This window comes from Curtobacterium sp. MCLR17_045, assembly GCF_003234405.1.
In the GTDB taxonomy this organism is placed as follows: domain Bacteria; phylum Actinomycetota; class Actinomycetes; order Actinomycetales; family Microbacteriaceae; genus Curtobacterium; species Curtobacterium flaccumfaciens.
Window position 1 is genome coordinate 182,491 of sequence record NZ_QKTB01000003.1, and the last position, 26,711, is coordinate 209,201.

Annotated in this window: 19 protein-coding genes and 1 pseudogene; 13 read left to right on the forward strand and 7 right to left on the reverse strand. The window is 66.3% G+C overall.

Annotated elements, in window-relative coordinates; genetic code table 11:
- Positions 1-364: 364 nt before the first annotated feature.
- The 3 genes from DEJ05_RS04305 (at position 365) to DEJ05_RS04315 (ending at position 2,309) form a co-directional block, all read left to right on the forward strand.
- Complete coding sequence (locus DEJ05_RS04305; RefSeq protein WP_111109834.1) at positions 365-580, forward strand: hypothetical protein; 216 nt, start codon at positions 365-367, stop codon at positions 578-580.
- 144 nt (positions 581-724) lie between these two features.
- Positions 725-1,303, forward strand: coding sequence for an RNA polymerase sigma factor (locus DEJ05_RS04310; protein WP_258376081.1), 579 nt, complete (start codon positions 725-727; stop codon positions 1,301-1,303).
- Entirely contained in the window at positions 1,269-2,309 is a 1,041-nt protein-coding gene (locus DEJ05_RS04315) for a CU044_5270 family protein (protein ID WP_146245014.1), read from the forward strand. Before DEJ05_RS04310 ends, DEJ05_RS04315 begins: the two co-directional genes overlap by 35 nt.
- A 410-nt stretch (positions 2,310-2,719) precedes the next feature.
- On the opposite strand, the gene DEJ05_RS04320 is transcribed toward DEJ05_RS04315, so the two are convergent.
- Together DEJ05_RS04320 and DEJ05_RS04325 are read right to left on the reverse strand one after the other, a co-directional pair.
- On the reverse strand, positions 2,720-4,027 hold the full coding sequence (locus DEJ05_RS04320; RefSeq protein ID WP_146245015.1) for a hypothetical protein: 1,308 nt from the start codon (positions 4,025-4,027) through the stop codon (positions 2,720-2,722).
- 23 nt (positions 4,028-4,050) lie between these two features.
- A complete protein-coding gene (locus DEJ05_RS04325) occupies positions 4,051-4,791 on the reverse strand; it encodes an ABC transporter ATP-binding protein (protein WP_111109837.1) in 741 nt (246 codons plus the stop codon).
- A gap of 225 nt (positions 4,792-5,016) precedes the next feature.
- Between DEJ05_RS04325 and DEJ05_RS04330 the strand changes: the two genes are divergently transcribed.
- From DEJ05_RS04330 to lpdA, 3 genes are all read left to right on the forward strand, one after another.
- On the forward strand, positions 5,017-5,856 hold the full coding sequence (locus tag DEJ05_RS04330) for an enoyl-CoA hydratase/isomerase family protein (protein WP_111109838.1): 840 nt from the start codon (positions 5,017-5,019) through the stop codon (positions 5,854-5,856).
- Between the two features lie 39 nt (positions 5,857-5,895).
- Complete coding sequence (locus DEJ05_RS04335; RefSeq protein WP_111109839.1) at positions 5,896-6,738, forward strand: MBL fold metallo-hydrolase; 843 nt, start codon at positions 5,896-5,898, stop codon at positions 6,736-6,738.
- Positions 6,739-6,927: 189 nt separating this feature from the next.
- A complete protein-coding gene (gene lpdA, locus DEJ05_RS04340) occupies positions 6,928-8,325 on the forward strand; it encodes a dihydrolipoyl dehydrogenase (protein ID WP_111109854.1) in 1,398 nt (465 codons plus the stop codon).
- Between the two features lie 159 nt (positions 8,326-8,484).
- Here lpdA and DEJ05_RS04345 read toward each other — a convergent pair whose 3' ends face one another.
- Complete coding sequence (locus DEJ05_RS04345; RefSeq protein ID WP_181440651.1) at positions 8,485-9,213, reverse strand: nuclear transport factor 2 family protein; 729 nt, start codon at positions 9,211-9,213, stop codon at positions 8,485-8,487.
- Between the two features lie 302 nt (positions 9,214-9,515).
- Between DEJ05_RS04345 and DEJ05_RS17790 the strand changes: the two genes are divergently transcribed.
- Both DEJ05_RS17790 and DEJ05_RS04350 read left to right on the forward strand, forming a co-directional pair.
- On the forward strand, positions 9,516-9,836 hold the full coding sequence (locus DEJ05_RS17790; protein WP_146245016.1) for a hypothetical protein: 321 nt from the start codon (positions 9,516-9,518) through the stop codon (positions 9,834-9,836).
- A gap of 687 nt (positions 9,837-10,523) precedes the next feature.
- A complete protein-coding gene (locus DEJ05_RS04350; RefSeq protein ID WP_111109841.1) occupies positions 10,524-11,456 on the forward strand; it encodes an NADP-dependent oxidoreductase in 933 nt (310 codons plus the stop codon).
- Between the two features lie 1,131 nt (positions 11,457-12,587).
- Here the strand turns inward: DEJ05_RS04350 and DEJ05_RS17795 are convergent.
- Entirely contained in the window at positions 12,588-13,283 is a 696-nt protein-coding gene (locus DEJ05_RS17795) for a hypothetical protein (protein WP_146245017.1), read from the reverse strand.
- Positions 13,284-13,650: 367 nt separating this feature from the next.
- Here DEJ05_RS17795 and DEJ05_RS04355 point away from each other — a divergent pair, with 367 nt between their 5' ends.
- Entirely contained in the window at positions 13,651-18,780 is a 5,130-nt protein-coding gene (locus tag DEJ05_RS04355) for an NACHT domain-containing NTPase (RefSeq protein ID WP_146245018.1), read from the forward strand.
- A 517-nt stretch (positions 18,781-19,297) separates the two neighbouring features.
- On the opposite strand, the gene DEJ05_RS17800 is transcribed toward DEJ05_RS04355, so the two are convergent.
- On the reverse strand, positions 19,298-19,861 hold the full coding sequence (locus tag DEJ05_RS17800) for a hypothetical protein (RefSeq protein WP_146245019.1): 564 nt from the start codon (positions 19,859-19,861) through the stop codon (positions 19,298-19,300).
- A gap of 446 nt (positions 19,862-20,307) precedes the next feature.
- Here DEJ05_RS17800 and DEJ05_RS18425 point away from each other — a divergent pair.
- Positions 20,308-20,490, forward strand: a pseudogene (locus DEJ05_RS18425) (MBL fold metallo-hydrolase); the annotation flags it as partial.
- A 673-nt stretch (positions 20,491-21,163) separates the two neighbouring features.
- The gene (gene holA / locus DEJ05_RS04370; protein ID WP_111030359.1) at positions 21,164-22,183 is read left to right on the forward strand and encodes a DNA polymerase III subunit delta; all 1,020 of its coding nucleotides are present in this window, start codon (positions 21,164-21,166) and stop codon (positions 22,181-22,183) included.
- Between the two features lie 188 nt (positions 22,184-22,371).
- Here the strand turns inward: holA and rpsT are convergent, their stop codons facing one another.
- Complete coding sequence (gene rpsT / locus DEJ05_RS04375) at positions 22,372-22,632, reverse strand: 30S ribosomal protein S20 (RefSeq protein WP_017886662.1); 261 nt, start codon at positions 22,630-22,632, stop codon at positions 22,372-22,374.
- A gap of 222 nt (positions 22,633-22,854) precedes the next feature.
- Here rpsT and DEJ05_RS04380 point away from each other — a divergent pair, with 222 nt between their 5' ends.
- A complete protein-coding gene (locus tag DEJ05_RS04380; RefSeq protein ID WP_111030360.1) occupies positions 22,855-24,021 on the forward strand; it encodes a pyridoxal phosphate-dependent aminotransferase in 1,167 nt (388 codons plus the stop codon).
- Between the two features lie 291 nt (positions 24,022-24,312).
- The gene (gene lepA, locus DEJ05_RS04385) at positions 24,313-26,160 is read left to right on the forward strand and encodes a translation elongation factor 4 (protein ID WP_017886664.1); all 1,848 of its coding nucleotides are present in this window, start codon (positions 24,313-24,315) and stop codon (positions 26,158-26,160) included.
- A gap of 7 nt (positions 26,161-26,167) precedes the next feature.
- On the opposite strand, the gene DEJ05_RS17990 is transcribed toward lepA, so the two are convergent.
- Positions 26,168-26,711, reverse strand: a 544-nt coding sequence (locus DEJ05_RS17990) for a hypothetical protein (protein WP_181440652.1), incomplete at its 5' end; no start/stop codon positions are given.

The window sequence follows — 26,711 nt, forward strand, 5'->3', positions numbered from 1 at the left end:
CACCGATCGGCCTGACCGGACGTCGAACTCGCACGCAGTGCCGAGAGGGACGAGGGGGCGGTGCGCGATCAGAGTGCCCTCAGCTGGATAGCCGCCTGGCGCTCGTCGCGCTTGGCAGGCCGCAACACCGACGCCATTGTGCAGATCGTCCCCGTAGGCACGGACAAGTGCGAGGTTGATCAGTGCGCCTCCGATCACGACGAGCAACAGTGTTTGCCCCCGCCGAGTAGGACGTCGTGTCCGACCACTCCGCACTGGTTGCTCGTCCACGGCGAAACTCCGAGCGGGAAGAATGCGGATCGGTTCGACGGAGGATCGCTCATCTGAGTGTCGGTCGGGTTCTGCCACGGGTAGCTTCAGCATCATGACGAGTCGCGAGTGGCTGGGCCGACGTCTACCGCTGTGGACGCTGGTCCTCGTCGGTGTCGTCCTCCTCGGCGTCGCCGCGCTGCTGTTGTTCCGCGTCAACCCGATGTTGGTCTTCCTGGCTCTCTCGCCACTCACGATCGTCCGGCTGTGCACGCTCGCCTACGCCGGCGGGGAGTGGCGACGAGGTAGCGACAAGCTGCGCGGCCGGTAGACGACCGGACGACCGGACCCAGGGGGAGCTGCGGACCGTCGACCCGATCCGCGCCTGCCAAAATAGCGTCGGAGTCGGAGCACCTGGGGAAGCCGAAGGGGGACGAATCGTGAACTCTTTCGCCCAGGCTGAGCAATAGCTGGTGTGAGCACCGATAGCGACATCATCCGGGGGGCCGTGGAACGCCCCGCGGAGTTCGCGCAACTCTACGACCGGCACGCGCCGGCGATCCAACGGTTCGCGGCCCGTCGTGCCGGGTCCGACGCGGCCGAGGACCTGCTGTCCGAGACATTCACGGTCGCGTTCGAGCGGCGCGGAGCGTACGACTTTGACCGCGAGAACGCGTTGCCGTGGCTGTACGGCATTGTGAGCACGCTGTTGAAGCGTCATCGGCGGCAGGAAGCACGGCAGTGGAAAAGCGCGCAAGCCGATCCGACGTCGCTGGTGACAGAACAGTCACACGACGCACTCGAGGCGGAACTAACGATGCGCCGCCTCAGGAACGCGATGCAGCGGATGCCAGCACGCGACCGTGACGCGCTACTGCTGTATGCGTGGGCTGACCTCGATTACGAGGGTGTCGCGCTCGCTCTGAACGTTCCCGTCGGGACCGTTCGCTCACGACTCAACCGAGCACGCCGCACACTGCGTGCCGCTCTAGGCCGCGACGCGGCACAGGAGGTGGACCATGGACGAGCTGACCCTGCTTCGATCCGTCCGTAACAGCGAAGCGGCCGCGGATGCTGATGCGTTGGCACGCGGCCGGACCAAGCTGCTCGCACACATCAGCGCCGCGGACGACGCACCAGCAACCGCACCGTCGAGCCGGCGTCGAAGCGTCGTCCGTCGGGTCCGCTGGTTCGGCGGTGGATCGCTCGTCGCGGGTGGCGTCGCAGCAGCCCTCGTAGTCGGCAACGTCACCGGGTTCGCTGGACTTCGAGGAGGCGCGGACCCCGCGGCGGCGGACGTGCTTAACGACGCAGCATCGACCACGATCACTACCAGCGACCCCGTGGTGGGTGCTGGCCAGTACCTCGAAGTCGCCACGCACGCGGCTGCCGCCACGCAGGCGGTCACCGCGGACGGTTCGGCTACCTATCTCGCCTCGCAAGACGGGCAGTTGTACATCCCCGCCGACACGACCAGCACGTGGGTGTGGGTGCGGGAACCGGAGGCGGTCGTCAAGACGTTCGGGGCCGCTTCCAAAGAGGCCGCAGCCGACACGCCGCGGGCGAAGGGTGAGTACCTCCGTGCAGACGGTGGCAGCTTCTACGGAGCGCCGGCAGCAGTCTCGCCCGCTGACTTGAAGGAGCTGTCTCGGGACCCCGCTGCGCTCCTGCGCCACATCTACACAGTGACCAACGGACAGGGCCGTTCCCGTGACGGAGAAGCACTCGTCTGGATCGCTGACACCCTTCGCAGCGGCATCGTGCCCGCCGACCTCCGAGCCGCGCTCTACAAGGCCGCAGCAGGCATCCCGGGCGTCGAACTCACCGACAAGCAGGCAAACCTCGAAGGTCAAACCGGCGTCGCGATCGGACGCACCGAGTCCGACGGCACCCGACATGAACTGATCATCGACCCGACCACCGGGCTCATGATCGGAGAGCGCGAGGTCGCTACCGGCAAGGCCGCAACCGGATTCCGGGTCCCGGACGGAACCGCCGTCGGGTGGACCGCCGTTACCACCGCCGTGGTCGACACGGCGCCGGGCAAGGGTACGAAGTGATCCGCCCGCCGGCGTCCCCGGACCTCGACACCGTGCCAGTGATGATCATCGAGCGTCCACGAACCCGTTGGATCGACGTCACCTGGGCGCTGCCGCCCGCACCACAGCGCTAGAACTCGACGCGTGAGACGGCGTGGCTGCACAGGCCACGTCGTCTCCCGCGTCCCGCCCCATTAGGACGGACCGGCCATGATCATTCGAACCGCCACGACCGAGGCCGACGCCGACGCCGACGCGCGGCGATGCTTTCCCGCACTCGCGGAACTGCGACCGCGCTCTTCCGTGTCGCCCGCTCAACTGTCTACCGAGAGTTTTCGCCCTGCGGAGTGCACCCGCCCGCCGCCTGACGACACGGAGCGAAGCAGGAAGGATGACACGCGCGAAGCCGCTCACGCAAGCACGCAGCACCCCTAACGATCAGCCAATACGACGGGGACCGGCCAGCGTGTAGCGGCGAGTACGGGTAGGACACTGGCGAGCACAAGCACGACGAGACACGCTGCGGCAGCGGCTCCGGCGATCGCGACGCCGAAGCGAGGTGACGCCGAGGCGTTGAGGCTGAGGCTCCACGCTGAACCGACAGCAGTCACTATCAGGACAGCTCCCGCCACGATTACTGCGGTCCCGACCAGAATGACCGCCTCCGAGATCGCTCGGCTGAGAACCACGGCGGACGTGCCGCCGGCAGCCTGCACCAACGCGGCCTCCCTCGAGCGTCCCCGCCCCGCCATCAATACTGTCGCGGCGGCACCAGCTAGCGACACCAGCAGCGGGCCGCCAAGCAGCAGCAAGAACGTTGTCGCCGAGAGTGCCCCGCCCGAATTGCCATCACTGTGAGCCGTGGTGCCGAGCGTCGCTGAACCTGCGTAGATGCTCCCCGGCAGCGCGACGGTGACCAGGACCGCGCTGATGGTCGCGGAACTTCGACCTACTTGGTCGCCGGCAGCATTGCGCGCAAGGAACCACGAGGGAGACAAACGAACCGGGACGATCGCAGTCCAGCCTCTCAACAACGAGGGGAATAAGAGGGGGCCCGCGGATGCAGCCGCGACCGTTAAGACCGGCCCGATGAGTAGGACTTGGCTGCCTCCTGTGCCGCTGCTGAGCGACCCGATCATCGACAGCGCAAGCAGAAGCGCGAGAATGACCGAGCACCAGCGCTTCCAGCTCATCTTCGATTGCTCGTCGCCGGGCTCTCGTAGCACCTCGACGGCGCTCACCCGCCCGGCTCGGCGCGATGCGGGAAGACCCGAGGCGCTCACGATCGCGGTCACGATCAGCACCACGATCGCGCTTCCCAGTGTCGTTGACCGTGGGTCGACATCGCCGAGGCCCTGAGCGCCGGCGAGGCCGAATACGAGAAATGGGGGTACCGCCGGATACGCAGCAGCGGCGCCAACGGTCGCGCCGAGTAGCGCCACGATTGTCAACTGTGCACGCACCACCCACGTGATCTTCGTGCCGGACGCCCCGACCAGCTGCCACAGTGCGTAGCTGCGGCTCTGCAGTGAAACCGTGAGCCGGGTGACGCTGCCGAGCACAACTGCAGCCGCCACCGCCGTGAGCACGATCACCGTCGAAGCGAGGACGTCCAGTGCCGCGGCGCGCGTAAATCCTGCACCGATGCCGGTAGTCACCAGGCTCACTGCGACGCTGATCGCGATGCCGCTCGCGACACTCACGACGAACGCGCCAACCCAGATGCGCGCGTTGGCCACGAGGTCTCGGTGTACCAAGCGGATCACAGTGCGCCCTCCAGCCGGGCGCTGTCCAAAGCCTGGAGGATCGCGGCGCTGTCCGGACGAAGCAGCTCACGGTGCACGACTCCGTCGCGCAGCACGAGCACTCGGTCCGCGCGAGCTGCGGCTTCGAGGTCATGTGTCACCATCACCACGGCACGATCGCCGCCTGCAAGGCTTCGAAGCAGTTCCAGGACAGCGGCGCCGGCATGAGTATCGAGTGCTCCCGTTGGTTCGTCCGCGAAAACGAGCTGCGGACCCGTTGCGAGCACTCGAGCGATCGCTACCCGCTGCTGCTGTCCGCCGGACAGGTTCCCGGGCCGGCGATCGTGCTGCTCTGACAGACCGACCGCCGCCAGTGCCGCGGCCACCTGCGTACCCGATAGACGACGTTTCGCGAGTGTGGCGGGGAGCGCGACGTTCTCACTGGCAGTGAGCGACGGGATCAGGTTGAAGGTCTGGAACACGAATCCGATGTGGTCGCGGCGAAGCTTGGCGAGGGCTTTCGCAGGCAAGTTGTCGAGCCGCTTGTTAGCGATGCTGACCTCTCCGCTCGTGGTCGGCTCAAGACCGGACAAGCAATACAGCAACGTGGACTTGCCTGAGCCGCTTGGGCCGACGATCGCAACGAACTCGCCCGGTGCGACTGCCAGCGAGATGCCGCGCAACACCGGTACCGCAGAGCCGTCGGAGCTTGGGAAGGTCTTCGTGATGTTGCGCGCTTCAACCAGGGGAACTGCCATACCCCCATTGCAGCGCGAAGTCCGCGTTCGCACACTGGTGCTGCCTGGGGCAGGTTGGTGGGGCCTGCCCTACCTACACTCTGCGGTTCGCCCTCCGTCGCGGCGTCGTCACCTATTCGCGCTACACGTCAACTTCGCCGGCGCTCTTCCTGCCCCTACTCGGGGCAGGCTCCTGATTCGCGCTCGTCCTACGCTCAGGCTCGTCCACGATCGATCGGAGTCCTGATGCCCACCGTCCAGTTCACCCGCGAGTCACCGGCAGTTGGCCGGGTCACGTTCTCCAATCCTCCCGTCGGGCTCGTCACCGGAGGAGCCGTTCGCGACCTCATCGACATCGTGAAGAACCTCTCTACGGACGCCGACCTGAAGGTCTTGGTCTTCGACAGCGCCGACGACGACTTCTTCCTCAACCACTTCGATCTCGCACACCTCGACCAGTTCCCCGGCGGACCTGCCTGGATGGACCTCGTGGTCTCGTTGTCGCAGGCGCCATACGTGACTATCGCCCTGATCCGCGGACGCACCAGAGGCGGCGGCAACGAACTCGCTCTCGCTCTGGACCTTCGCTACGCGAGCCGCGAGCGTGCGCGTTTCGGGCAGCCCGAGGTCGGCACGGCTCTTGTCCCCGGTGGCGGCGGAACCGAACGTCTCCCTCGTCAGATCGGCCGCGACCGAGCACTCGAGGCGATCCTGACCAGCGCCGACTACGACGCCGAAACGGCCGAGCGTTGGGGCTGGGTGACCCGAACGCTCAACGACGAGATGCTCGATGACTACGTCGCTGAGGTCGTCGAGCGGCTCGCATCCTTCGACCGGACCGCACTGGCGACCGCGAAGGCGATGGTGAACCGCTCAGCACTGCCTTCGGAGTCGGACCTTGAGTCGGCCTACAAGACCTTCCAACAGCTCACCTCGTCGGCCTCGTTCCAAGCCCGCGCCGCGAGCAGCGCGCCGGTGCTCTCGCCGGAGCAGCTCGTCGCATCCGAACTCGACCTCGGCGAGTTCATCGGCCGTGCCGCTTTGCAGCGGGCCGCGGCGGCTTCTCCCACCGCCAACACCCCCTGATCGTGCGCGTCACGCTTCGACCGAAAGCAGAGTGAACCATTGAACGAGCTGAACTTCGCCGTAAAGCACGCAGACCGCGTCGGCGTCACGCGCGACCTTCCCTACGGGCCGGACGAGTTGAAGCGGGTGGCCAACAGCGCGACTCTCATCTACGGCGAGCACGACGCGCTCCTCGTCGACTCGTTCACAACGCAGGCGCAGAACGAGGAACTAATCGAGTGGATCCGCTCCTTCGGGAAACAGCTGAAGCGGATCTACATCACTCACGGACACGGGGACCACCTCTTCGGGCTGAACCAGCTCATGACCGCCTTCCCGACCGCCGAAGCAGTCGCGCAACCGAACGTAATCGAGACCGCGCACTTCCAGGGCAGCGAGGCGTACATGGGCTCGTTCTGGGACGCTCTCTTTCCAGAGCAGATCGCGAAGCCGATCGTTTTCCCGGAACCGCTTGACGGGGACCGGCTTGACATCGAAGGACATGAAATCCGCGTCATCCCCACCGGGTACACCGATACGGAGTTCACCACCGCTGTGTGGGTTCCCGAGCTGCGCCTGTTGGTGGCCGGCGACGTCGTCTACGACGATACCCACCCGTATCTTGCCGAAGCGGATCACGACACACGAGAGGCTTGGGCGTCGACTCTCGACCAGCTTCAGCAGTTGCACCCACGAACGGTTGTCGCTGGTCACGGATGGCCGGGCAAGACCGTCGGTGCTGAGGCGATCGACGCGACAGCTGCGTACCTCCGAGACTTCAACACGGAAGCAGACCGAACGAGTACGGCGAGAGACCTCTTCGACGCCATGATGCTCAAGTACGGCACGCGTCGTAACCCGGGCTCCCTGTGGGGCGGAGCAAAGCGAGCGAAGAGCAGCTGACTGCCAAGCTGCTGAGACACCGAGCGCACCGGCCAGCTCGAACCTACAAATCTTCCCGGCAGACGTGAACCTCCCCTGACACCCCGTCTGCCGGGAACCCCAGCAGTAACCGCTGCGAGCCGCAGCGAAGAAACTGCCTCAAGCGCCGGGCTGTCAGCCCCGGTGCCCGACCTGACAGGAGACACCCTCTTGGTGCATCACGACCTCGTCGTCCTCGGCGCAGGCCCCGGCGGATACGTAGCCGCCGTGCGAGCGGCGCAGCTCGGACTCAACGTCGCCATCGTCGAGAAGCAATACTGGGGCGGAGTTTGCCTGAACGTCGGATGCGTCCCGGCGAAAGCGTTGATCAGGAACGCAGAGATCGCCCGTGTCGTCACCGCGGAAGCGGGCATGTACGGCATCACTGGCGTGACCTCCGTCGACTACGGCGTCGCATTCGATCGCAGCCGAAAGGTGAGTGACGCCCGAGCCAAGGGGGTCAACTTCCTGATGCGGAAGAACAACATCACCCAGTACGACGGGACCGGCACGTTCGAAGGGCCGCGCCGCATGCGAGCGGATCTGCTCGACGGATCCAAAGCGACCATCGACTTCGACCACGCGATCATCGCGACCGGGTCCACCACCCGTTTGCTGCCAGGCGTAGAGCTTTCCCCGAACGTCGTCACCTACAAAGAGCTGATTCTGTCTCGCGAGTTGCCGTCATCGATCGTGATCGTCGGCGCAGGAGCCATCGGGCTGGAGTTCGCCTACATCCTGCTGAACTACGGGGTGGACGTGACCGTCATCGAGTACGCAGATCGGCCGCTACCGAATGAGGATGTCGACATCTCCAAGGAGGTCAGTAGGCAGCTCCGGAAGCTCGGCGTCCAAGTCCTCACCTCGACTAGAGTCACGTCGGTCGTCGACAACGGGTCGGAAGTTGCAGTGAGCTACCTCGACGCAGCTGGAACGCCCGGTGTGGTCACCGGAGCGAAAGCCCTCATCGCCGTCGGGTTCTCGGCCAACGTCTCTGAGTACGGCTTGGAGACCACCGGCGTCGAGCTGACCGATCGCGGTGCAATCGCGATCGACGGCCTCATGCGGACGAACGTTCCAAATATTTTCGCGATCGGCGACGTGACGGCGAAGCTCCAACTCGCGCACGTCGCGGAGGCGCAAGGTCTGGTCGCGGCGGAGACCATCGCCGGCGCCGAGACGCTGTCCATCGAGGACTACCGGATGATGCCGCGCGCGACCTACATCCAGCCTCAGGTGGCCAGCTTCGGGCTCACCGAGCAGCAGGCGCGGGACGCGGGCCACGACGTGGTGGTCGCGACGTTCCCGATGGTTGCGAACGCGAAGGCGCAAGCCCTGGGCGACGCGTCCGGATTCGTCAAGCTGATCGCTGACCGGGGGCACCTTGAACTACTTGGCGGACACTTGATCGGGCACGACGTGTCGGAGCTGCTCCCGGAACTCACCTTGGCGCAGAAGTGGGACCTGACGGCTCTCGAACTCGCACGGAACGTACACACGCATCCGAGCTTGTCCGAGGCACTCCAGGATGCGTTCCACGGCCTTGAAGGGCACTACATCAATATCTGAACTCGCCACAGTTAGAGAGGCGAAGGCTGGTGCGGCTCGGCGTCCGGAGCGGCGTCGTGGCGGCCGGTCGTTCAACTCGCTGCGCCGGTCTGTGCGCCGGTCGTGGAGGCTCGACGGTCCCGGTACATGGGCCGGGACCGTCGAGCAAAGGATCGATGCCTAGAACGAGCCGTTGGTGTGCGGCAGTTGCGCAGGAACCGCGGCCACGACGCTCCATCTCTCCACAATCCGTCCGGCCGACACTCGCCACAGATCGTTGAGGATCAGCGACGGCTCGCCAGCGCCCTCCACCCTGGTAAACACGAGGTCGCCCTCTGCGATCACTTGGTGGAGCGTGGTGTACGGAATCGGTTCTCCCGCGGCACTGGCCGGGATGCTGATCGACGCGCCCGCGCGGGACCGGTCGACACTTCCAAGGCTCACGAAGTCATCGACCTTCTCCTCACCGTCGATGAGCACCCGTCGCACCCAGTCGGTCACCAAGACTCGATTGTTCGAAGTCTGATCGACGTCTCCCGGCTCCGTCTGTCCTTCGACCGGAGCGGTATCTTCGGGCGTCTGGCCGCCGACTGGAGCAAGCGCGTCCCAGTGCTCCACAATCCGTCCGTCGACGACTCGCCACACATCAAAGCCGGCGATAGGAGCAGGGCCGAAGCCTTCGTAGAGCCCGTGAGTGACCACGAGGTCGCCGTCGACGATCACCCTGAGCGCCCGGAACGCGAAGTCTGCGGGGAGACCCTTGATGAGAGTTTTCAGCCCCTCGGTACCGTCGGCGCCGAGAGCGGAGTGCTGCTTGTAGACCGGTCCGAAGTATCTGTCTACGGCGGTCAGGTCGCGGTCACCGAACACGGCGGCTACTGCGTCGAGGACTGTCTGCTTTGCGTTCATCGTGCTTCCCAACAGGTCAGGTGCGTGGTTCCCGTCGCAGCGGGGGCGCATGTGGTCTCAGGACGTGCATCTGCGTGCTCGCTGGCCGGCGAGCTGCCGCTCGGGGGCTGCCGCAGCGGGTTTGAGCGCTGCGGACGCTTCGGGAACGCTATCCGTGCAGGGGAGCTGATTCCATGGGGCAAACGGCGACTTTCGATCGGAGACTGCCACTTCTCACGAGCCGTTCACGTGCTGTGGCTCGATCATGCAAGTCGGCGCACAGCGCCCGTCGATCCTCCGCCGTATAGGCGGAGTGCCGACTGTTGGCCCGCACCAAGAAGCAAGCCCTTGAGTCGGCGACCGCTGCTTCCAACGCCGCCATCACGACCGAGAATGAGGCCTGGTCGCCGGCCGCCGACGACCAGGCTCTCCACTACGCGCGGGCTCAGACTTCCAAACTCGTCGGCGCTTCCCTCGACGATCCCAACTTGCTGAAGGACGTCGCACTTCGTGGCCACACAGTCGACGGCGTACCCCTCCCACCCGTCGAGGAAGGAGGCATCACGGCTGTTGACCTCACCGGAGTTGAAGACGCAGACAATTCGACGTTCTCGACGGCACGGAGCTGTGGACGGTCGACCTAGACTCGTCGATCGAAGTTGAAGCCGGCCTACACAAGCAGGACGTCAACGAGCATCCGAAGAAGGAACCATCGTCGACCCGGACAGGAACCGCCGCTATATGTTGGTGTCGTTCCCTGTTCATGCTCGGCTCCGATACGACGACCGGACTGATGGGGGAGACGTGACGGATGGCCAGCGTGTTGGCGTCACGCTGCTCCCGTCGAGCTGAGCACCCGCCACCTGCTCGTGAGTCGATTCAGCCGGTCGACCTGCTCGGAGCGGGAGAAAGCATCCTCTCCGGTTCACCACGGTCCTGGCTGATGCGACCCGTTCCTCGTCACTATGCGCCGATCCTGACGGGACGGTTTACGGTGCGATAGCACTCGCCCCGATGCCGTGGCAACGCAGCGCTGTCTCAGTATCCTGGCGAATCGTCCGCCCGGACGGTCAGCAGCCCGACGATGTCGTCCAGGCCGGGGAGGTCAGGAAGGGTGTTCATGGAGGGCTCCGTTCGGGCAGACTCCTGCCTGCATTTTGGCGCGTTGAACCCGCCATCGGAAGCCTCAAATCGAGCGCCCGGAGTGCTTTTTCGAAGAGGGTGTGCGCGACATCGCAGACTTGGAGCCTTTCAAGCGTTTTGGCTGCTTCGTATCGGAACGTGTCGCAGCAGTCATTGGTTGTCTGGGGCTCTCCGCCTAGCGTGAAGGCATGTCTGCAACGATGTTCGCGATGACGCAAGACCGGCTTGGCGGTCCCGATGTGCTTCACGGTGCCGAGGTTCCGCGCCCGGTGCCTAGCGTCGGCGAATTGCTAGTTCAGGTCCGTGCCGCTGGCGTGAATCCAGCGGATCACATGTATCGCCAGACCGGTGCCTTCGGTGCGCAGCCGCCGTTCACTCTTGGCTGGGACGTGTCGGGCGTCGTCAGTTCCGTCGGCCCGGGCGTCACCGTCCTCGCCCCCGGCGACGAGGTCTTCGGCCTTCTTCCCTTCCCGAAGGGTGCCGGCGCGTACGCCGAGTACGTGGTGGCACCAACACGCGCGCTCGTGCCCAAGCCCGCTTCTTTGACTCACGAGGAAGCAGGGGCGTTGCCGTTGGCCGGACTCACCGCCTGGCAGTCCCTCGTCGAAACTGCGAACGTCGGCTCCGGCACACGAGTGCTGATAACCGGCGCGACCGGAGGGGTTGGGCACCTTGCGATTCAAATTGCCGCCGCTCGAGGAGCCGAAGTCGTGGCTCTCGCTTCAACAAAGAACGTCGAGGCTGCCCGCGGCTACGGTGCGAGCGAGGTCATTGACTACCGCACAACCGACGTCGCGACAGTGCTGTCGGACTTGGACGTGGTGATCGACGTCCTCGGCGGAAACTTCACCGCAACGGCTGTTCGAATGGTGCGGCGCGGCGGCAGCGTGGTGAGCATGATCCCCCAAATTCCGCCCGCCACTTACGCTCTTGCCGAGGAGCGCGGCGTTCGGCTTTCAGGACTACTCGTCGAGGCGGACCGTCTGGGGCTCGGCGAGCTTGTTCGCCTCGTCGAAACCGGTCGTCTTCGTCCCACCGTGGCAGCAACGTACCCGCTGTCTGACGCCGCGGCGGCCCACGCCGGCGATGGCGGTTTCGGTAAGACCGTTCTCCTCCCCTGAAGTCACCGAAGATCCGCAGTGGTCGCCGTGGCGTTCCACGGGTGGCTCTGTGAGGTGGTGAGGGCGTCACGAGCGGAGATGCTTCCCGCCGGTAGTGTGCGCTGGCGGCACCATCAAATCTGGAGCGGTCTTTGAGTAATCCTGTTCGGTGCAACGGCTATCACACCGGTTACGGTGGGGCCGTCGAGATGAATCGTTGTTCGGTGCTGTCGGGGTAGCCCTTGCTTGGCGGCGACTCGCCTCCGCCCCCGCCCCCGCCCCGGGTCCTTTCGGCCGGAGCTGCGTCGCGCTCATCGGCGACGTCTGACGAGTTGCGACGTCCGGTTTTGCTCGGTCCTTCCGCTGGGATGCGTCCACGTACGCAGCCGCTCCGCGTCTCCACGGACAGTTGCCCAGTTGTCGCTGTGGCGACCGCGCGAAGGTCAGGCCATCCGCCCGCTACGGCGATCAGCTCGGTGAATGAGTCCGCGATCGTGGTCCCCGATCAGCCCTCCTCGACATCGAATTCGCTGAAGTGGCCGCGCCGCACCAGAGCTGGTGAGAGCTGCGCAGATACACCACGCCCCGCCGCCCAGCGACACGAGTGAAGTAGAGGACCTCAGCGGGGGAGTGTGATGGCGCCTTGCGCCCCCCGATTTGGTTGCAGCCGGTGCGTGGTGTGGGCGGTTTCCGACACCGACGTAGTCACGCCTTCGGCGCTTCAGTGCGCAGAGCGGGCCTCCTCAGCCTCGGGGTTGCCTGTGATCAGTCGACCACTCTCGGCCGCGTTGCCATTATCGGCGTTGAGGCGTTCTGTAAGACGCGCCAGTGTTGACCGGGTGGTGCAGCATCAAATTCGGCAGCCGAACTTCGCTGCCATGCGTGCGGCGTTCGTTGCACGCAAGTCAGCGTTGGGGCTGACCTACGATCGCCTGGCTGAACTGAGCGGGATCGGCCGCCGCGACGTGTGGCGCCTATCCACCGGCGAGACCAGTGGGACAATCGCGAGTTGGTACGCTCTGGCTGCTGCGGTCTCGTTGCCGTTCCCGGAACTTGTTGCGCACCTCGATGAGGCCCCTTCGGGGGAGTATCAACGGCCCGCTGTGTGAGCGGTGCCCTCGAGTTCTTTGCTCGCCGCTGATCACCCGGGCTCTACTCCTCGCTCGCGATAGCGCGTCCTGACTCGTACTGAAGAAGAATGCCTTCCATGAGGTCCGTGGCGCCTCTGAAGTAGAGGAAGAGGATCTGCACCACTGGCCACGGGGGTCGACCCGTCGTCAACCAGTCGGCCGGACTCATGCAAGTTCCGCGCTTCGCGATCAGTGTCGGGTGCTCGGTTGTCATCACTTTTCTGACGAGGAGTGGCGGGGCGTCGTCGGGGATCGCTTGCGTTATCTGTCTCATCCCTGGGATAGGGCGAATCTTCCAGTCGGGGCCACTCTGGCTGAATTGCCAGGTTGGATATCGGCTGCCGTGACCGATGTCGTACCCCCACAGCTGCTTGGTGCTTGTCAGGTTACGGACGTGGTCCTGGCTCCAGCCGGTCATTGCTGCAACGCCAGCAGAGTCCCGTGTGTCTGTCGCATCGAAGACGGCGGAGCGAGCAATAACGGTAAGGAGGTCGCCGTGACTCAGGCGATCGGAGTCGACGAGTGGTCGGTCGCGACCGCCAAGCCACTCGAGTCGTATCTGTGCTGCGATCGCGCCGACCGACTGTGGACGGGCGTACAGCGTGATCAGATCCGCCAGGTCCTCCAACGTGTCGCCGACGGGTAACCCTAGTTCGCTGATCCCGCGCGCCAATCGCTTGACGGACTCGCCAAGAGGTCGCTCTGTTGCGTCGCTCATGCATCCTCCTCTGTGGCCGATAATGGCACCGGTGCTCGGAAGCGTACCTGGAGAGGAGCGAGCAGCGCGAGGGGCACTTGGGCAAGCGGGACACCTCGATTCGCTGACCGCGCCGCTTGAGAACTTCATGCGCGACCTCCGGGCATCGGAACCGATTCGCGTCAAGGGCACGTCCGCCCGGTCCGGCAGGGACTGGCGGTTCGGTGTCTAGTCGTGGAGGTAACGGAGTGGTAGAAGAGCGAGGACTCGGGCGGATTCATCCGTACACCGCTTTGACGCGACCTGGCGTAACTGTGTCCGGCACAGTTTGATGGGCAATTCGTAGGCATGTGGGCGCGGTGCCGTGTCCGAGCGAGACAATGGCATTGTGACGACGAAGCAACTCGAGCTGCCAGCGAGGCTCTGGTCGGTGCCCGATGGTCCGTGGCCGAACCCGCCGGTACAGACCCGGCCGGCGCTGCTTCCTGTGGGCGAGTTGACGCCTGAGAACACAGAACGCCTATTCACGCGCCTACTCGAAACCGAAGCGCACATCGAGCACGCGGCCCTGTACGGGCTACCCGGGCAAGCCCAGGCTGGGATCGACGTGTACGCGCGCACGGCGCCCTCGCTAGACGCCGCCACGGCGGGGAGAGATTTCGCGGCACTGCAGTCTCGTCGGGTGAAGCACCTCACCGCTGCATCGATCTCCTCGGCAGTTACAGACTTCCTCGCCGGCGAGTGGGCGGACCGGTGCTCCCGTTTCTACTACGCCACAAGTTCTTCACTTCGAGATATCAAGCTGGACGCCGCCGTCCAATCCGCGCACGACACCCTGTCCGAGAAGGGGATCAAGTTCGTGCCATGGGGCGCGGAGGAGATTGCCGACCGGCTCCGTGATCATCCACGACTGGTGGATGACTTCTTTGGACGAGCGTGGGTTACCGCGTTTTGCGGCGAGGCCCACGCCGTGGAGCTTGCCCGACGAATCGCTCCCGAGCAGGCGCGCAAGGCCCGGGGTGCCCTCGGGAGTCTGTACCGGGCCGCCTTCCGGGCGCAGGGGGCCTCGGCGACTGTCACCGGCATGAACACGCAAGGTCTGCCCTATTTGGTCCTCGATACTCAACCAGCGTCAGAGGACAGCCCGCTACGAGCCACCGCTATAGAGCCGGAGCGGCCGGAGCCGGCGGTTTCGACCAAACCGCGGGAGGAATACGCCGGAACGCCCCGACGGATGCGCCGCCGCACCCGCCGTCTGACGCTGAGAGACCCGCTCGTATCCGCAGACGCTGAGCGAGCGCGCACTCCGGTCGACGAGTGGATGGAGTCCGCTCGCCTGCGGCTACTCATCGGCGCGCCGGGGTCGGGCAAATCGAGCTTCCTGATGTTCACCGCCGCGGACATCCTCGCTGCCGAGCCACAGTCCGCTGCTTTGCAGCGGGCGCACGGCGGCGACTTGCCGTTGTGGCTGCCGTTCGGATTTCTATGCCGTCACCTCGACGGATCGACTACGAACTCGGTCGTCTCGGCAATCGAGGCCTGGGTCACTCAACAGGGCGGACCGACGGCATGGGATCTCACTCAGCCGGCGCTTGACGACGAACGGGCAGTCCTTCTCGTCGACGGCATCGACGAGTGGAACGATCCGGCCTCCGGCGAGTATGCACTTGGGCTCATCGAGTCGTTCGTGTCTCAACGCAGGATCGGGGCGATCCTCACCGCCCGTCCCTACGCAGTGGACCGACTGAACTGGGTGGGTCCTTGGGCGAAGGCAGTCCTTGCGCCCCTCACCTACACGCAGCAGGTCGACCTAGTAGTCCGCGTGCTGTCCGAGTCTGACACGATCGGTGCGGACGGCCTGTCCAGCCCGCACGCGGAGTCGTTCTTGGCTGAACTGACGCAGATCCCGGCCTTAAGCCCACTCCTGGGCACGCCGCTGTTCCTCGGATTGTTGGCGAAGTCGTGGCGTGGCGAGTCGTTGCCGCCGCAACGGTTCCACCTCTTCTCCGCGCTCGTTCAACTCCTGGTGGACAAGCATCCGCAAATGCGCCGCCGCGCCTCCTCCGCGGCCGGGTCCGAGTTCTCCACTGGAGACATGCTCACGGCGCTCCGTGGAGTTGCCTATCAGGCACGCGTCGAAGGTGGATCGTCGATCCTGCCGAGGCAGGAGATGGAGCGACGATTCCGGGAGGAGCTTCGCCGGGACGACGGCCTCGCCTACCCGGCGGGCGACGCGGCGCGGGTCGCGACGGCGGTGCTGTCACAGGCGGAGGACGAATACGGGCTGCTCGTTCCGCAGGGCGTCGGTATGGTCGGGTTCTTGCATCGGGTGCTGCTCGACCAGCTCGCCGGGGAGCACCTGGCCACCCTCTCGCCCGAGGTGCAGGAGAGCATCCTGACTGCCCGGGCCGGTGACCGCACCTGGCGTGATGTGCTCATCGCTGGCCTAGCCACGCAAGTCAACGCGCACGTCAACGCGTCCCTGCTCACGCGGCTCGGCGATCACGCCGAGGTGAACCCCGTCGACAAGTACGAACTAATCGCCGACGCCATCGCAGCCGACGTAGCCATCACCACAACGAAGCAGTTGCAGTGGATGTCGGAGATCATCGAACGGGTTGACGAGCACGCCGATACCAATCACCGGGCCACGCTGATCGAATCGCTGGTCGCGATGACGAAGCACGCCTCGCTTAGGCCGCTCCTGCTCGGAACGTTTAGACGATGGCTGAACTCTGCGCACCCGGAGCCGACGTCAACGCTGTGGACGCTCCGCGACGCGGCGATCGCGGAGACAGGAGTCCTTCCTGCGCTGCTGTGGGGACTGCGGCATGAGGAGGAGGCGGTGCAGCTGAATGCAGCTCATGCCATCGCCATCCGCTACGGCGGTGACCCGACGGTCGGTGCTCGCATCGAGACGTCCGTCCGGGACGGGGCGTCAGCAATCGACCAGGCGTTCGCTCTGCTTTGTTTGGGAACTGGGTGGCCGGAGTGGGCGCAGCTGCCCGCCCTCCTCAAGTGGGCGCGAACGCAGGTCACCCCAGAATTGCGAGTGTGCGCTCTGCACCTTCTGCGGCACACAACAGAGGGGGAGTTCGGCCACCTCTCTGCCGCGGAGAAACGGTGGTTTGGGGGATTCTTGCGGCACGAAGGACTGAGGCCGCGGGAGCACTGGAAGGATCTCGCCATTCCGTTCATACAGAATGTACTTTCAGAACAGCCCGAAGCGTCGCGATTCGTGCTGGAGACGTTGTCTGGCAATGGCAAGAACGGCGGCGACCGGTCGATTGCCTGGATGCTTGCGTGCACCACATTTAGCGGCGACGACGAAATTAAGAATTGGGTGGCCGGCGAACTGGAACACCCAGACCGTAACGGGTTGTTGTTGCACAACCTTGCGCTCATTCCCGAGTCATGGCGCGCTGACCCTGCTTTTGCGCGCAGCGCTGCGGTGACCGTCCGAAAAGACGCCTCTGGGCCTCAGTTCAGCGACGGCACCGTCGCGATCGCCGATTCATTGCCTGACGAGGAGGCGCTCGAGGCGCTGCTCCCCATGCTGGACTCGTGGCGTCCCGTCCGTGCCGGGGCAGTGCTGCTGGAACGGTTCGGGGACCGTCCTGAGGTGCGCGCCGTTTTCGATGAGCGCCTGCATGGGACACTCGAGTCGGCTGCACCGCTTGCCCCCCTCGCGCTCGAGGCACTCGGGAAAGTAGAAGGATTTAGGGTGCTCGTTGAGCTGTTGCGGTCCTCGGTCGACGCGGACGACTCTGAAGCGCGGGTCTTGGTCGCGATGGCCGTCGCGAACGCTTGGGCCCGATTTGCCAGCACCGCAGAGGACCCAGCGGCCGCTGCGATTCTGGGCGATTATGACCCGGACGAACTCGCAACACGCTGCACCGCCGTGGGAACGGGAACCCTCACCTGGCATGTCGACGCAATCATCGCCGCGTGGCCAGCGCACGAGGCAGTTGCCACATTCGCGTTGCAGATCCTGCAGCACCCCCGGCACCTCAGCATCGGCATCCATGATCCGGCACCTGCGGCGATCGCGCGAGCGTACGGTGGCCGCGCCGACGCTACCGCGAACATGATGATGGATGCGGTCCTTGATCAGGTCGCTTACTTGCCACCGCAGCTGCGAGAGGCGCTCGTCGATGCACTGAGCCGCTCTGATCTCACCCCCGCAACGTTGCGCGGCCTGCTTGAGTACTCGAGTGAGGACCCAGACTCTTGGGTGCAGCGTGCATCACTGATCGGTCTGATCCGTCGTGTGCAGCGGTACCAGATCTCACCAAATGCCGAGCACGCGCAGGCTGAGGACGTCACCGAGTGGCTCCGCGCGCAGGTGCAAGCTGAACTCTGCGGATATGGTCCGGCGTTGGAGCACCGCAGGCAGACGGGCTGGGTGGGGATGCTACTGCTCGATGATCTCGGGCTGCATGACGATCTTCTGGAGACCATCGGTGAACCAACTCGACCGGGCGTGCGGCTTCGGCATCTATTCGGGGGCGTCGACCGGGAATTGATAGACTTGCTCAACGTCAACTGGAACAAGGTGACCGACCACTTCGGGGATGACCTGTTCACACTGCTATCGGCCTCCCACGCGCGGGACGTCCGCGACGATGCGCGCGCAACGGTACTTGGGCAGCTCAGCTCCAATTCCTCACCGCATACCTCCATTAGCAAGCTCATCCGAGCGGAGGCAGATTCAAATCCTCAGTTCCGCAATAGTCCCGCGTATCTGCTCTGGTTGCACCGCGGTGGGCGCCGCGATCTCGACCTCTTTCTCGCGTGTCTGACGAGTGCAAGCTCCGCCAGCTCGACCCGGGGCGGGACGAACGAGGTCTACGACGTGTTGGTCGATCAGGGCTCTTGGCAGATTCCCGCTGACACGCTCCGCGACGCCCTGACGAGGCAACCAGGGTTCGACAGTGATCCGGAACTTCGGGCGATATTCTGCGAACTATTCCCCCTTGATGAGGGCAGTCGCGCGATGTTCGCCGATTTGGAGGAGTGGTTTCGCGCCGGCGATCACCGGGAACGTCGCGAGTGGATCGACGTGCTCGCCGTCGCGGTGCGATCCTCGCCGCCCAAGCTGCTCCCGGTGATCATTGAACGGGCACACCAGCAGATCATGATCCGGGACTCCGTCGACCTGTTGCCGTTGTTGACAGGGCCGCTGCTGCGCCGACTCAGGCACGACACCGACGCGGTCAGAGCGATTCGAGTAGCCATCCAGGATCCCGGTTTCGCAGATGCCGACACCCCGATCTGGGCGCCGGCTCCCACGGATGGGCACCTTCGCAACCCGGCGGGCGACACGCAACTATGTTTCCTGTTGGCTGCGGCCCTCGATCACGCAGGAGCGCTGGACGAGCACACCGCGACGATCGCGCAAGAGGTGCTCACCACGAGCAACCCAGATGTGGTGGTCCACGATCCGTTCACCGGGGCCGAGCGTGCCGCGCGTGCGGCCGCGGTCTCCCTGACAAGACACTCACCGACTCGGGACTGACCTCCGCGACGCCGTGCAAGGCGGCGCTGTCGTCGTCGCTTTTTCGGACGTTGGCAGTTACGAGGATCGCAATGTTGATTCTCGGGGCGGTCGTGCTGGCCTTACGGTGGTGGAGGACCCCGGAGATGCGTGCGCCTCGGTAGCTCATCGGGCTACCGAGGAGATTCTTCACTGTGGTCACGGGAATCGCTAGAAGGCGGCCCTATACGCGGAACCGGCGAAGAAGAAGAAAACACCTCCGAACAGCAGAGTCGCAACCAAGATGACGAATCCCAGAGCGCAGCCGCCATAACCCCAATACGTCCGCGAACCGAACGATGGTCTCCCTGCGGTCCGGTCCGGTCCGGTCCGGTCCGGTCCGGTCCGGTCCGGACCGGACCGGGGCTCGGGGGCACCGGCGACGGATCGGCTCAATAGTGCATCTGCCGTGGTCCCGGGGAGTCGGCATCAGCAACGCACTTGGAAAGGGGAGCAGGTGTCACGCAAGCAGCGCGCTGCGCTTCTCGCGGCCGACACCTCAGGACGGCGTCCACCAGTCGAAGAGTGTTTGTCCTGAGATGATTAGCGTCGCGATGTTCCATCCAACGATGGTGGATATCAAGGCTGCTAGGCCCATCGCGAGAAGTGACAAGCAACTATCGCCAGAAGTGCTGTATGCAATCGCGGTGTAGACGAGAATACCGTGAACCACGGGCAGGATAGCGATCAGAACCCACCCCAATCCTTGAAGGAAGCCTCCGACCGCGTCAATTCCTTCCAGATTACCGGAGTTAACTAGGGCGACAATGGCAGTGACCAGCGCCCAACCGGCAAGAGTCACACTGACAGGGAAAAGCCAGGAGAAGCGTGGCTCGTCGCTCATGATGGATTGTCGGCGCGTATCACGCGTTAGATTGTGCACCCCGGATCGATCGGTTGCATCCAGTGAAGTCGCAACTAGGGTCGTAGAAGTTCGTCCTGGAATCCGAATGTTGCGGGCGCCGGTCCAAGCGGCAAACGCCAGGCTCGTGAATATGATGCCGAAGATATTCTGTACCGCGAAGCCTGCGGGTGTGGACCCAAACGCGCTCTTCGCGATCACGGCGCCGAGCATGCTAACGAGGACGAGGAGGAAAATCCAAACAGCGCGCATGTTGAAGGCTCCTGCATGTTTCGAGTGGCGCGAGGCTATCACTTCATGTGCGATGCACGCTTCCTAAAGCGTTCAAGGCTTCTTCGCTCTCATTCGGTGCGGTTGGGGCTGACCGTGTAGACGTAAGGCTGCCGCTCCATCGCCTTCGCATACCGCTCGCTTCTCGCCAACACATCCGTACCTGACTCTGAGCGGCAGTGCCGTTCTGAGCGGCCGGATCGAGGGCGGCAGCATGCGCTCAGAGGCGGCACAGACAGTGGCTGCCGTATCCATCGGTTCGGCAACCCCCGCGGGCCGGTCCGTGCGCTGAGAGTCCTGTCGCGCGGACCGCTCAGCAAAACCTTCGAGTGCGAGTCGACCGCGCCCGGATGCCGCAGGGGCCTCCCGTGGCGCTCATGATCCGGCGCAACAGGTCAGAACCGAGCACGGAAGACGTCGGGCAGGGGGACGCCGTGCTGCTCCGCGGTGACGACGCCGTCGCGCTCGTGGACACCGGCGACGACGAGGAACGGCTCCGGGCGTGCCTGGACCTGCTCGGGGTGACCCGGATCGACCTGCTCGTCCTGACGCACTTCGACCGCGACCACGTGGGCGCGGTGGGCGCGGTGGCCGGCACCGTCGAGACCGCCCTGGTCGGACCCGTCGGACGTGCGTCAGACGAACGGGTGGTCGACGACCTCCGACGTGCCGCTGTCGACGTGCGGACGGCCGACGACCGAGTCTCCGGAACCCTCGGGCCGCTCGCCTGGCGTGTGGTGTGGCCGCTGGTCGGCGACCGTGCCGCCGGCAACGACGCGAGCATCGTGCTGGCCACGGGGCCGGCCGACGGAGACTCCTGTCCGGCGTGCCTGACCGGGGTCTTCCTCGGCGACCTGGGGGAGTCGTCGCAGCGTCGGCTCCGGAACGCCGGGGAGCTGCCGGTGGGGCCGGTCGACGTCGTGAAGGTGGCGCACCACGGCTCGGCGGACCAGGACCCGCAGCTCTACCGGGGGCTCACGGCGCGGGTCGGGCTCGTCGGGGTCGGCGCGGACAACACCTACGGACACCCGACGGCATTGGCCCTCGGCATGCTCGAGGCCGTGGGCACGCTGCCGCTCCGCACCGACGAGCTCGGCACCGTGGTGCTCGCCCGGTCCGGCAGCGACGAGGTGCGGGTGTGGACGGAGCGCTCGTCGTCGGCGGCCGCCCGTAGGATCGACGGTGCACCACTCGACCCGGCACCGTCCGGGCCGGCACCACCGGAAGGACCACATGGCCGCCAAGAAGCCCGCGCGCGCCGCAGCGAAGATCGACCAGGTGCCCTGGTCGGGGATCCGTCCGGCGGCCGTCGTGCTCATCACCGGGCCCGAAGCGTTCCTCGCCGACCGCGCCCGCGGTGTGCTGAAGGACCTGCTGCAGGGCGAGGACCCCGCGCTCGAGGTGCACGACCTCGAAGCCGACCAGTACGCCCCCGGGCTCCTCGCCACCCTCGCCAGCCCGTCGCTGTTCGGCGAGCCGCGACTCGTGCAGGTCACGAACGTCGAGAAGTGCACCGACGCCTTCATCACCGAGACGATCTCGTACCTGCAGGCCCCCGCCGACGACGTCACCCTGGTGCTCCGGCACGGGGGTGGTGTGCGCGGCAAGAAGCTCCTCGACACGATCCGCAGCGGTGTCGGCGGCGGGGTCGAGGTGCTGTGCGACGAGCTCAAGCGCGAGACCGACCGCATCGACTTCGTGAACGCCGAGTTCCGCGCCGCACGCCGCCGGATCGCGCCCTCCGCCGTCCGGACCCTGGTGACCGCGTTCGCCGACGACCTCGCCGAACTCGCCGCCGCGTGCCGACAGCTCCTGGCGGACGAGGACGAGGAGATCACCGACAAGGTCGTCGACAAGTACTACGGCGGTCGCGTCGAGACGAACGCGTTCAAGGTCGCCGACATCGCGCTCGCGGGCCGGTCGGCACCGGCGATCGTCGAGCTGCGGCACGCCCTGGCCACCGGCGAGGCACCCGTGCCGATCGTCGCCGCGTTCGCGAGCAAGATCCGCACGATGGCGAAGGTCAGCGCCTTCCGGGGTCCGAGCGGGCAGGCGGCCTCGGCGCTCGGCATGGCGCCGTGGCAGGTGCAGCGCGCGCAGCGTGACGTCGCCGGCTGGAGCGAGTCCGGGCTGGCGAACGCGATCATCAGCATCGCCGAGGCGGACACCGCGGTGAAGGGTGGCTCGCGCGACGCGCACTACGCGCTCGAGGTCATGGTCCGCACCATCGCCCGACGCGGCGAGCCCCGCTGAGGCGAGTCGGGCCTCCCGGCTGTCCCGCGCGCCGTCCCGCGTCGTCGAGTGAGCAGAAGACGACGTGTGATCCCGGGGAACTCGTCGTCTTCTGCTCACTCGAGAGCCCACGCGCGCAGCGCCCCCCCACGCACGACGAAGGCCCCGCACCAACGGTGCGGGGCCTTCGGACCAGAAGGGTCAGGACGTCAGAGCGACGAGACCTTCTTCGCGATGGCCGACTTGCGGTTCGCGGCCTGGTTCTTGTGGATGACACCCTTGCTCACGGCCTTGTCGAGCTTCTTCGACGCGAGGGCCAGGGCGGCAACGGCCTTGTCCTTGTCGCCGGCGGCGACGGCGTCGTTGGCACGACGGATGTGCGTCTTGAGCTCCGACTTGTAGGCCTTGTTGCGCTCGGTGGCCTTGAGGTTGGTCTTGATGCGCTTGATCTGCGACTTGATGTTCGCCATGAATTGCTCCTGCTCGTCTCGTACGGGTGGGCGCGACCGCAGGGTAGAGGGGCCCTTGGTCGCATCGCGTTCCACCCGTGGGCGGGGAACGCGGAAGCCAGCCACCAACACTACCAGGCAAGCGGGCTGCCACCAAAGCACGAAACACCGCCGGATCGGCGGAAGCCCGCGGCCGACCGCGCCGAAACCCCACGGCAACACGCACCGGATACCGTGACGGACATGCCCTCCCTCGCACCGCGCATCGACACCGTGCCCGCCTCCGGCATCCGGAGGGTCTTCGAGCAGGCAGCCCTGCTGCAGTCGAGCGGCACGGACGTCACGATGCTCGTGATCGGCGAGCCGGACGTCCCGGTGGCGCCGCACATCGGTGAGGCTGCCCGTCGTGCCTGGACCGAGGACCGCACCGGGTACACCCCGAACGGCGGGATCGCGCCCCTCCGCGAAGCCGTCCGCGACAAGCTCCGCCGTGAGAACCGGATCGAGGCCGACCTCGAGCAGATCTGGATGACGATCGGTGCGACGCAGGCGCTGTTCCAGGCGATGACGCTGACGCTGAGCCCGGGCGACGAGGTGCTCGTGCCCGACCCCGGCTACACGACCTTCACGATGAACGCCCACATCATCGGGGCGACCCCGGTGCCGTACCGGCTGGAGCCGCAGCACGGGTTCGAGCCCGACCTGCAGGCCCTCGAGGCGAGCGTCACCGAACGCACCCGGGTGCTGATCGTCAACTCGCCGTCGAACCCGCTCGGCTCGGTCTTCGGCGAGGAGACCCTGCGCGCGCTGCTGGCCTTCGCGAAGCGGCACGACCTCTGGGTCATCAGCGACGAGGTCTACGAGTACTTCACCTACGGCACCCGGCACGTCAGCCTGGCGGCGCTCGACGAGGACGACCGCGTGTTCTCGGCGTTCTCGCTCAGCAAGACGTACGCGATGACCGGCGTCCGCGTCGGCTACCTCGTCACGCCGAAGGGGCTCGGCGCGACGATGCGGACCACGCAGGAGGCCATGATCAGCTGTGTCGCCGAACCCGACCAGTACGCGGCCCTCGCGGCGATCGTGGGGGACCACTCCGCGGTGCGCGACGCCCGGGAGCACTACCGCGCGAACCTCGAGGTCGCGAAGGAGACGCTCGACGCCGCCGGCATCCGGTACCTCGACCCGCGCGGGGCGTTCTACCTGTGGGTCGACATGTCGCACGCCTCCGACGGGGACATCGCCGAGTGGGCGCTCGGGTTCCTGCAGCGCGAGCGGGTCGCCGTCGCACCGGGCAGCGCCTTCGGACGCACCGGCGAGGGCTGGATCCGCGTCTGCCTCGCAGCCACCGCGGAGGACCTCCGGCGCGGCCTCGGTGCCCTGCCGGCTCCGGCGCACGCGACCGTCTGACGCGCGGTCCACACGGCCAGGAGGCCCGGTGCCGGTCAGCAGGACGGCGCACGGTGCGTGGTCCTCCACCTGGTGCGAGGGTGCTCGCCCCGTGCCGCGCAGCATCCGGCCACCGGGCGGTCGACTGCGCACGGCCCCGCCGCCCTCGCACCGTGCGGGGTCCAGCACGCCGGCGCGAGGGCGCACCAAACAAGCACCGAACGCGCACCGTGCGTGGCGGACGCGCGCCGTGCCTCCAGGTCGGGTGAAGCGTGGGAGACTGTTGCGACCGTCCGACCCACCTGAGGAACCGTGAGCCCACAAGCATCCGCACCGCTGGAGCCCGCAGCGACCCCGGCCGACGCGATCCGCAACTTCTGCATCATCGCGCACATCGACCACGGCAAGTCGACGCTGGCCGACCGCATGCTGTCGATCACCGGCATCGTCGAGGACCGCGCGATGCGTGCGCAGTACCTCGACCGCATGGACATCGAGCGCGAGCGCGGCATCACGATCAAGTCGCAGGCCGTGCGCATGCCGTGGGAACTCGACGGTGAGACCTTCGCGCTGAACATGATCGACACCCCCGGGCACGTCGACTTCTCGTACGAGGTCTCGCGCTCCCTGGCCGCCTGCGAGGGCGCGATCCTGCTCGTCGACGCCGCCCAGGGCATCGAGGCGCAGACGCTCGCGAACCTGTACCTGGCGCTCGAGAACGACCTCGAGATCATCCCGGTCCTCAACAAGATCGACCTGCCGGCGGCCGAACCGGACAAGTACGCCGCCGAGCTCGCACAGCTCATCGGTGGCAAGCCCGAGGACGTCCTCCGGGTGTCCGGCAAGACGGGCGTCGGGGTGCCCGAGCTCCTCGACCTGGTCGTCCGTCGTGTTCCGGCCCCCGTCGGCGACGCCGAAGCGGCGCCCCGCGCGATGATCTTCGACTCGGTCTACGACAGCTACCGCGGCGTCGTCACCTACGTCCGCATGATCGACGGCACCATCTCGCCCCGCGAGAAGGTCCAGATGATGTCGACCAAGTCGACGCACGAGATCCTGGAGATCGGGGTCTCGAGCCCGGAGCCGAAGCCCACGAAGGGGCTGTCCGTCGGCGAGGTGGGCTACCTGATCACCGGTGTGAAGGACGTCCGCCAGTCCAAGGTCGGCGACACCGTCACGAGCGCGCAGAAGCCCGCGACCCAGGCGCTGCCCGGCTACACGGACCCGAAGCCGATGGTGTTCTCGGGCCTGTACCCGATCGACGGCAGCGACTACCCGGTGCTCCGCGAGGCGCTCGACAAGCTCAAGCTCTCCGACGCCGCACTGGTCTACGAGCCGGAGACCTCGGTCGCGCTCGGCTTCGGGTTCCGCTGCGGGTTCCTCGGACTGCTGCACCTCGAGATCATCACGGAGCGGCTGTCCCGCGAGTTCGGCCTCGACCTCATCACCACGGCCCCGAGCGTCATCTACGAGGTCACGACCGAGGACAACGCCGTGACCGAGGTCACGAACCCCTCGGAGTTCCCGACCGGGCGCATCGTCGAGGTCCGCGAGCCGATGGTCCGCGCCGCGATCCTGGCCCCGAAGGACTACGTCGGCGCGATCATGGAGCTCTGCCAGCAGCGCCGCGGCTCCCTGCTCGGCATGGAGTACCTCGGCGAGGACCGCGTCGAGATCCGCTACGAGATGCCCCTCGGCGAGATCGTCTTCGACTTCTTCGACCAGCTGAAGAGCAAGACCCAGGGCTACGCGTCGCTCGACTACGAGCCCACTGGCGACCAGGCCGCCGACCTCGTCAAGGTCGACATCCTGCTGCAGGGCGACCAGGTCGACGCCTTCAGCGCGATCGTGCACCGCGACAAGGCGTACGCCTACGGCACGCTCATGACGGAGCGGCTCCGCAAGCTCATCCCGCGCCAGCAGTTCGAGGTGCCGATCCAGGCTGCCATCGGCGCCCGCATCATCGCCCGCGAGAGCATCCGCGCGATGCGCAAGGACGTCCTGGCGAAGTGCTACGGCGGTGACATCACCCGCAAGCGCAAGCTCCTCGAGAAGCAGAAGGAGGGTAAGAAGCGCATGAAGACCATCGGTCGGGTCGAGGTCCCGCAGGAGGCCTTCATCGCGGCGCTCTCCGGCGACGTCGAAGAGAAGAAGAAGTAGCGCCGCGTCAGCCGGTCCGGCGGGCGCGGGCCCGCAGGGCGGCCAGGCAGAGGGCCGGGAGGCTCGCTGCGGCCAGTCCCGCCAGTGCGGTCCGCAGGATGGCCCAGTGGGCAGCCGCGTCGAAGTCGGTCTGCTCGCCGGAGGCCACCCCGGCGACCACGGCACCGACCACCATCGCGAGCGTCACGACCGCGAGGGCCAGCGCCAGCCGGCGGCCGCGATCACGCCGCACCGCCGACACCAGCGCAGCACCGAACAGCAGCACCCCGGCGCCGGCGCAGCTCGCCCCGACGGCGGCGATGACGTTCGCGGTGTCGAAGCCGTTCCACGACTCGGGGGCGATCGCGGCGGTGGCGTACCGCGCGGGTGACGCTGCGGCCGAGGTCGTCACGTCCACCAGCACCCGGGCGGTCGCCGCCACGCCGAACGCGACGAGCGTGAGCGCGGCCGCCGGCTGGCGCTGGCCCTCGCGGTCGTGACGCTCGCGATGGTGGTCGGTGCCGTGGTCGCCGGGGTGGCCTCCGGCGAGCAGACCGACTTCGACGCGGCTG

What these genes read in the sequence shown, in the direction of transcription:
- DEJ05_RS04305 (WP_111109834.1), top strand. Translation starts at nt 365, where the DNA reads ATGACGAGTCGCGAGTGGCTGGGCCGACGTCTACCGCTGTGGACGCTG.
- DEJ05_RS04315 (WP_146245014.1), top strand. Translation starts at nt 1,269, where the DNA reads ATGGACGAGCTGACCCTGCTTCGATCCGTCCGTAACAGCGAAGCGGCC.
- DEJ05_RS04325 (WP_111109837.1), bottom strand. Translation starts at nt 4,791, where the DNA reads ATGGCAGTTCCCCTGGTTGAAGCGCGCAACATCACGAAGACCTTCCCA.
- DEJ05_RS04330 (WP_111109838.1), top strand. Translation starts at nt 5,017, where the DNA reads ATGCCCACCGTCCAGTTCACCCGCGAGTCACCGGCAGTTGGCCGGGTC.
- DEJ05_RS04345 (WP_181440651.1), bottom strand. Translation starts at nt 9,213, where the DNA reads ATGAACGCAAAGCAGACAGTCCTCGACGCAGTAGCCGCCGTGTTCGGT.
- DEJ05_RS04350 (WP_111109841.1), top strand. Translation starts at nt 10,524, where the DNA reads ATGTCTGCAACGATGTTCGCGATGACGCAAGACCGGCTTGGCGGTCCC.
- DEJ05_RS17795 (WP_146245017.1), bottom strand. Translation starts at nt 13,283, where the DNA reads ATGAGCGACGCAACAGAGCGACCTCTTGGCGAGTCCGTCAAGCGATTG.
- holA (WP_111030359.1), top strand. Translation starts at nt 21,164, where the DNA reads ATGGCCGCCAAGAAGCCCGCGCGCGCCGCAGCGAAGATCGACCAGGTG.
- rpsT (WP_017886662.1), bottom strand. Translation starts at nt 22,632, where the DNA reads ATGGCGAACATCAAGTCGCAGATCAAGCGCATCAAGACCAACCTCAAG.
- DEJ05_RS04380 (WP_111030360.1), top strand. Translation starts at nt 22,855, where the DNA reads ATGCCCTCCCTCGCACCGCGCATCGACACCGTGCCCGCCTCCGGCATC.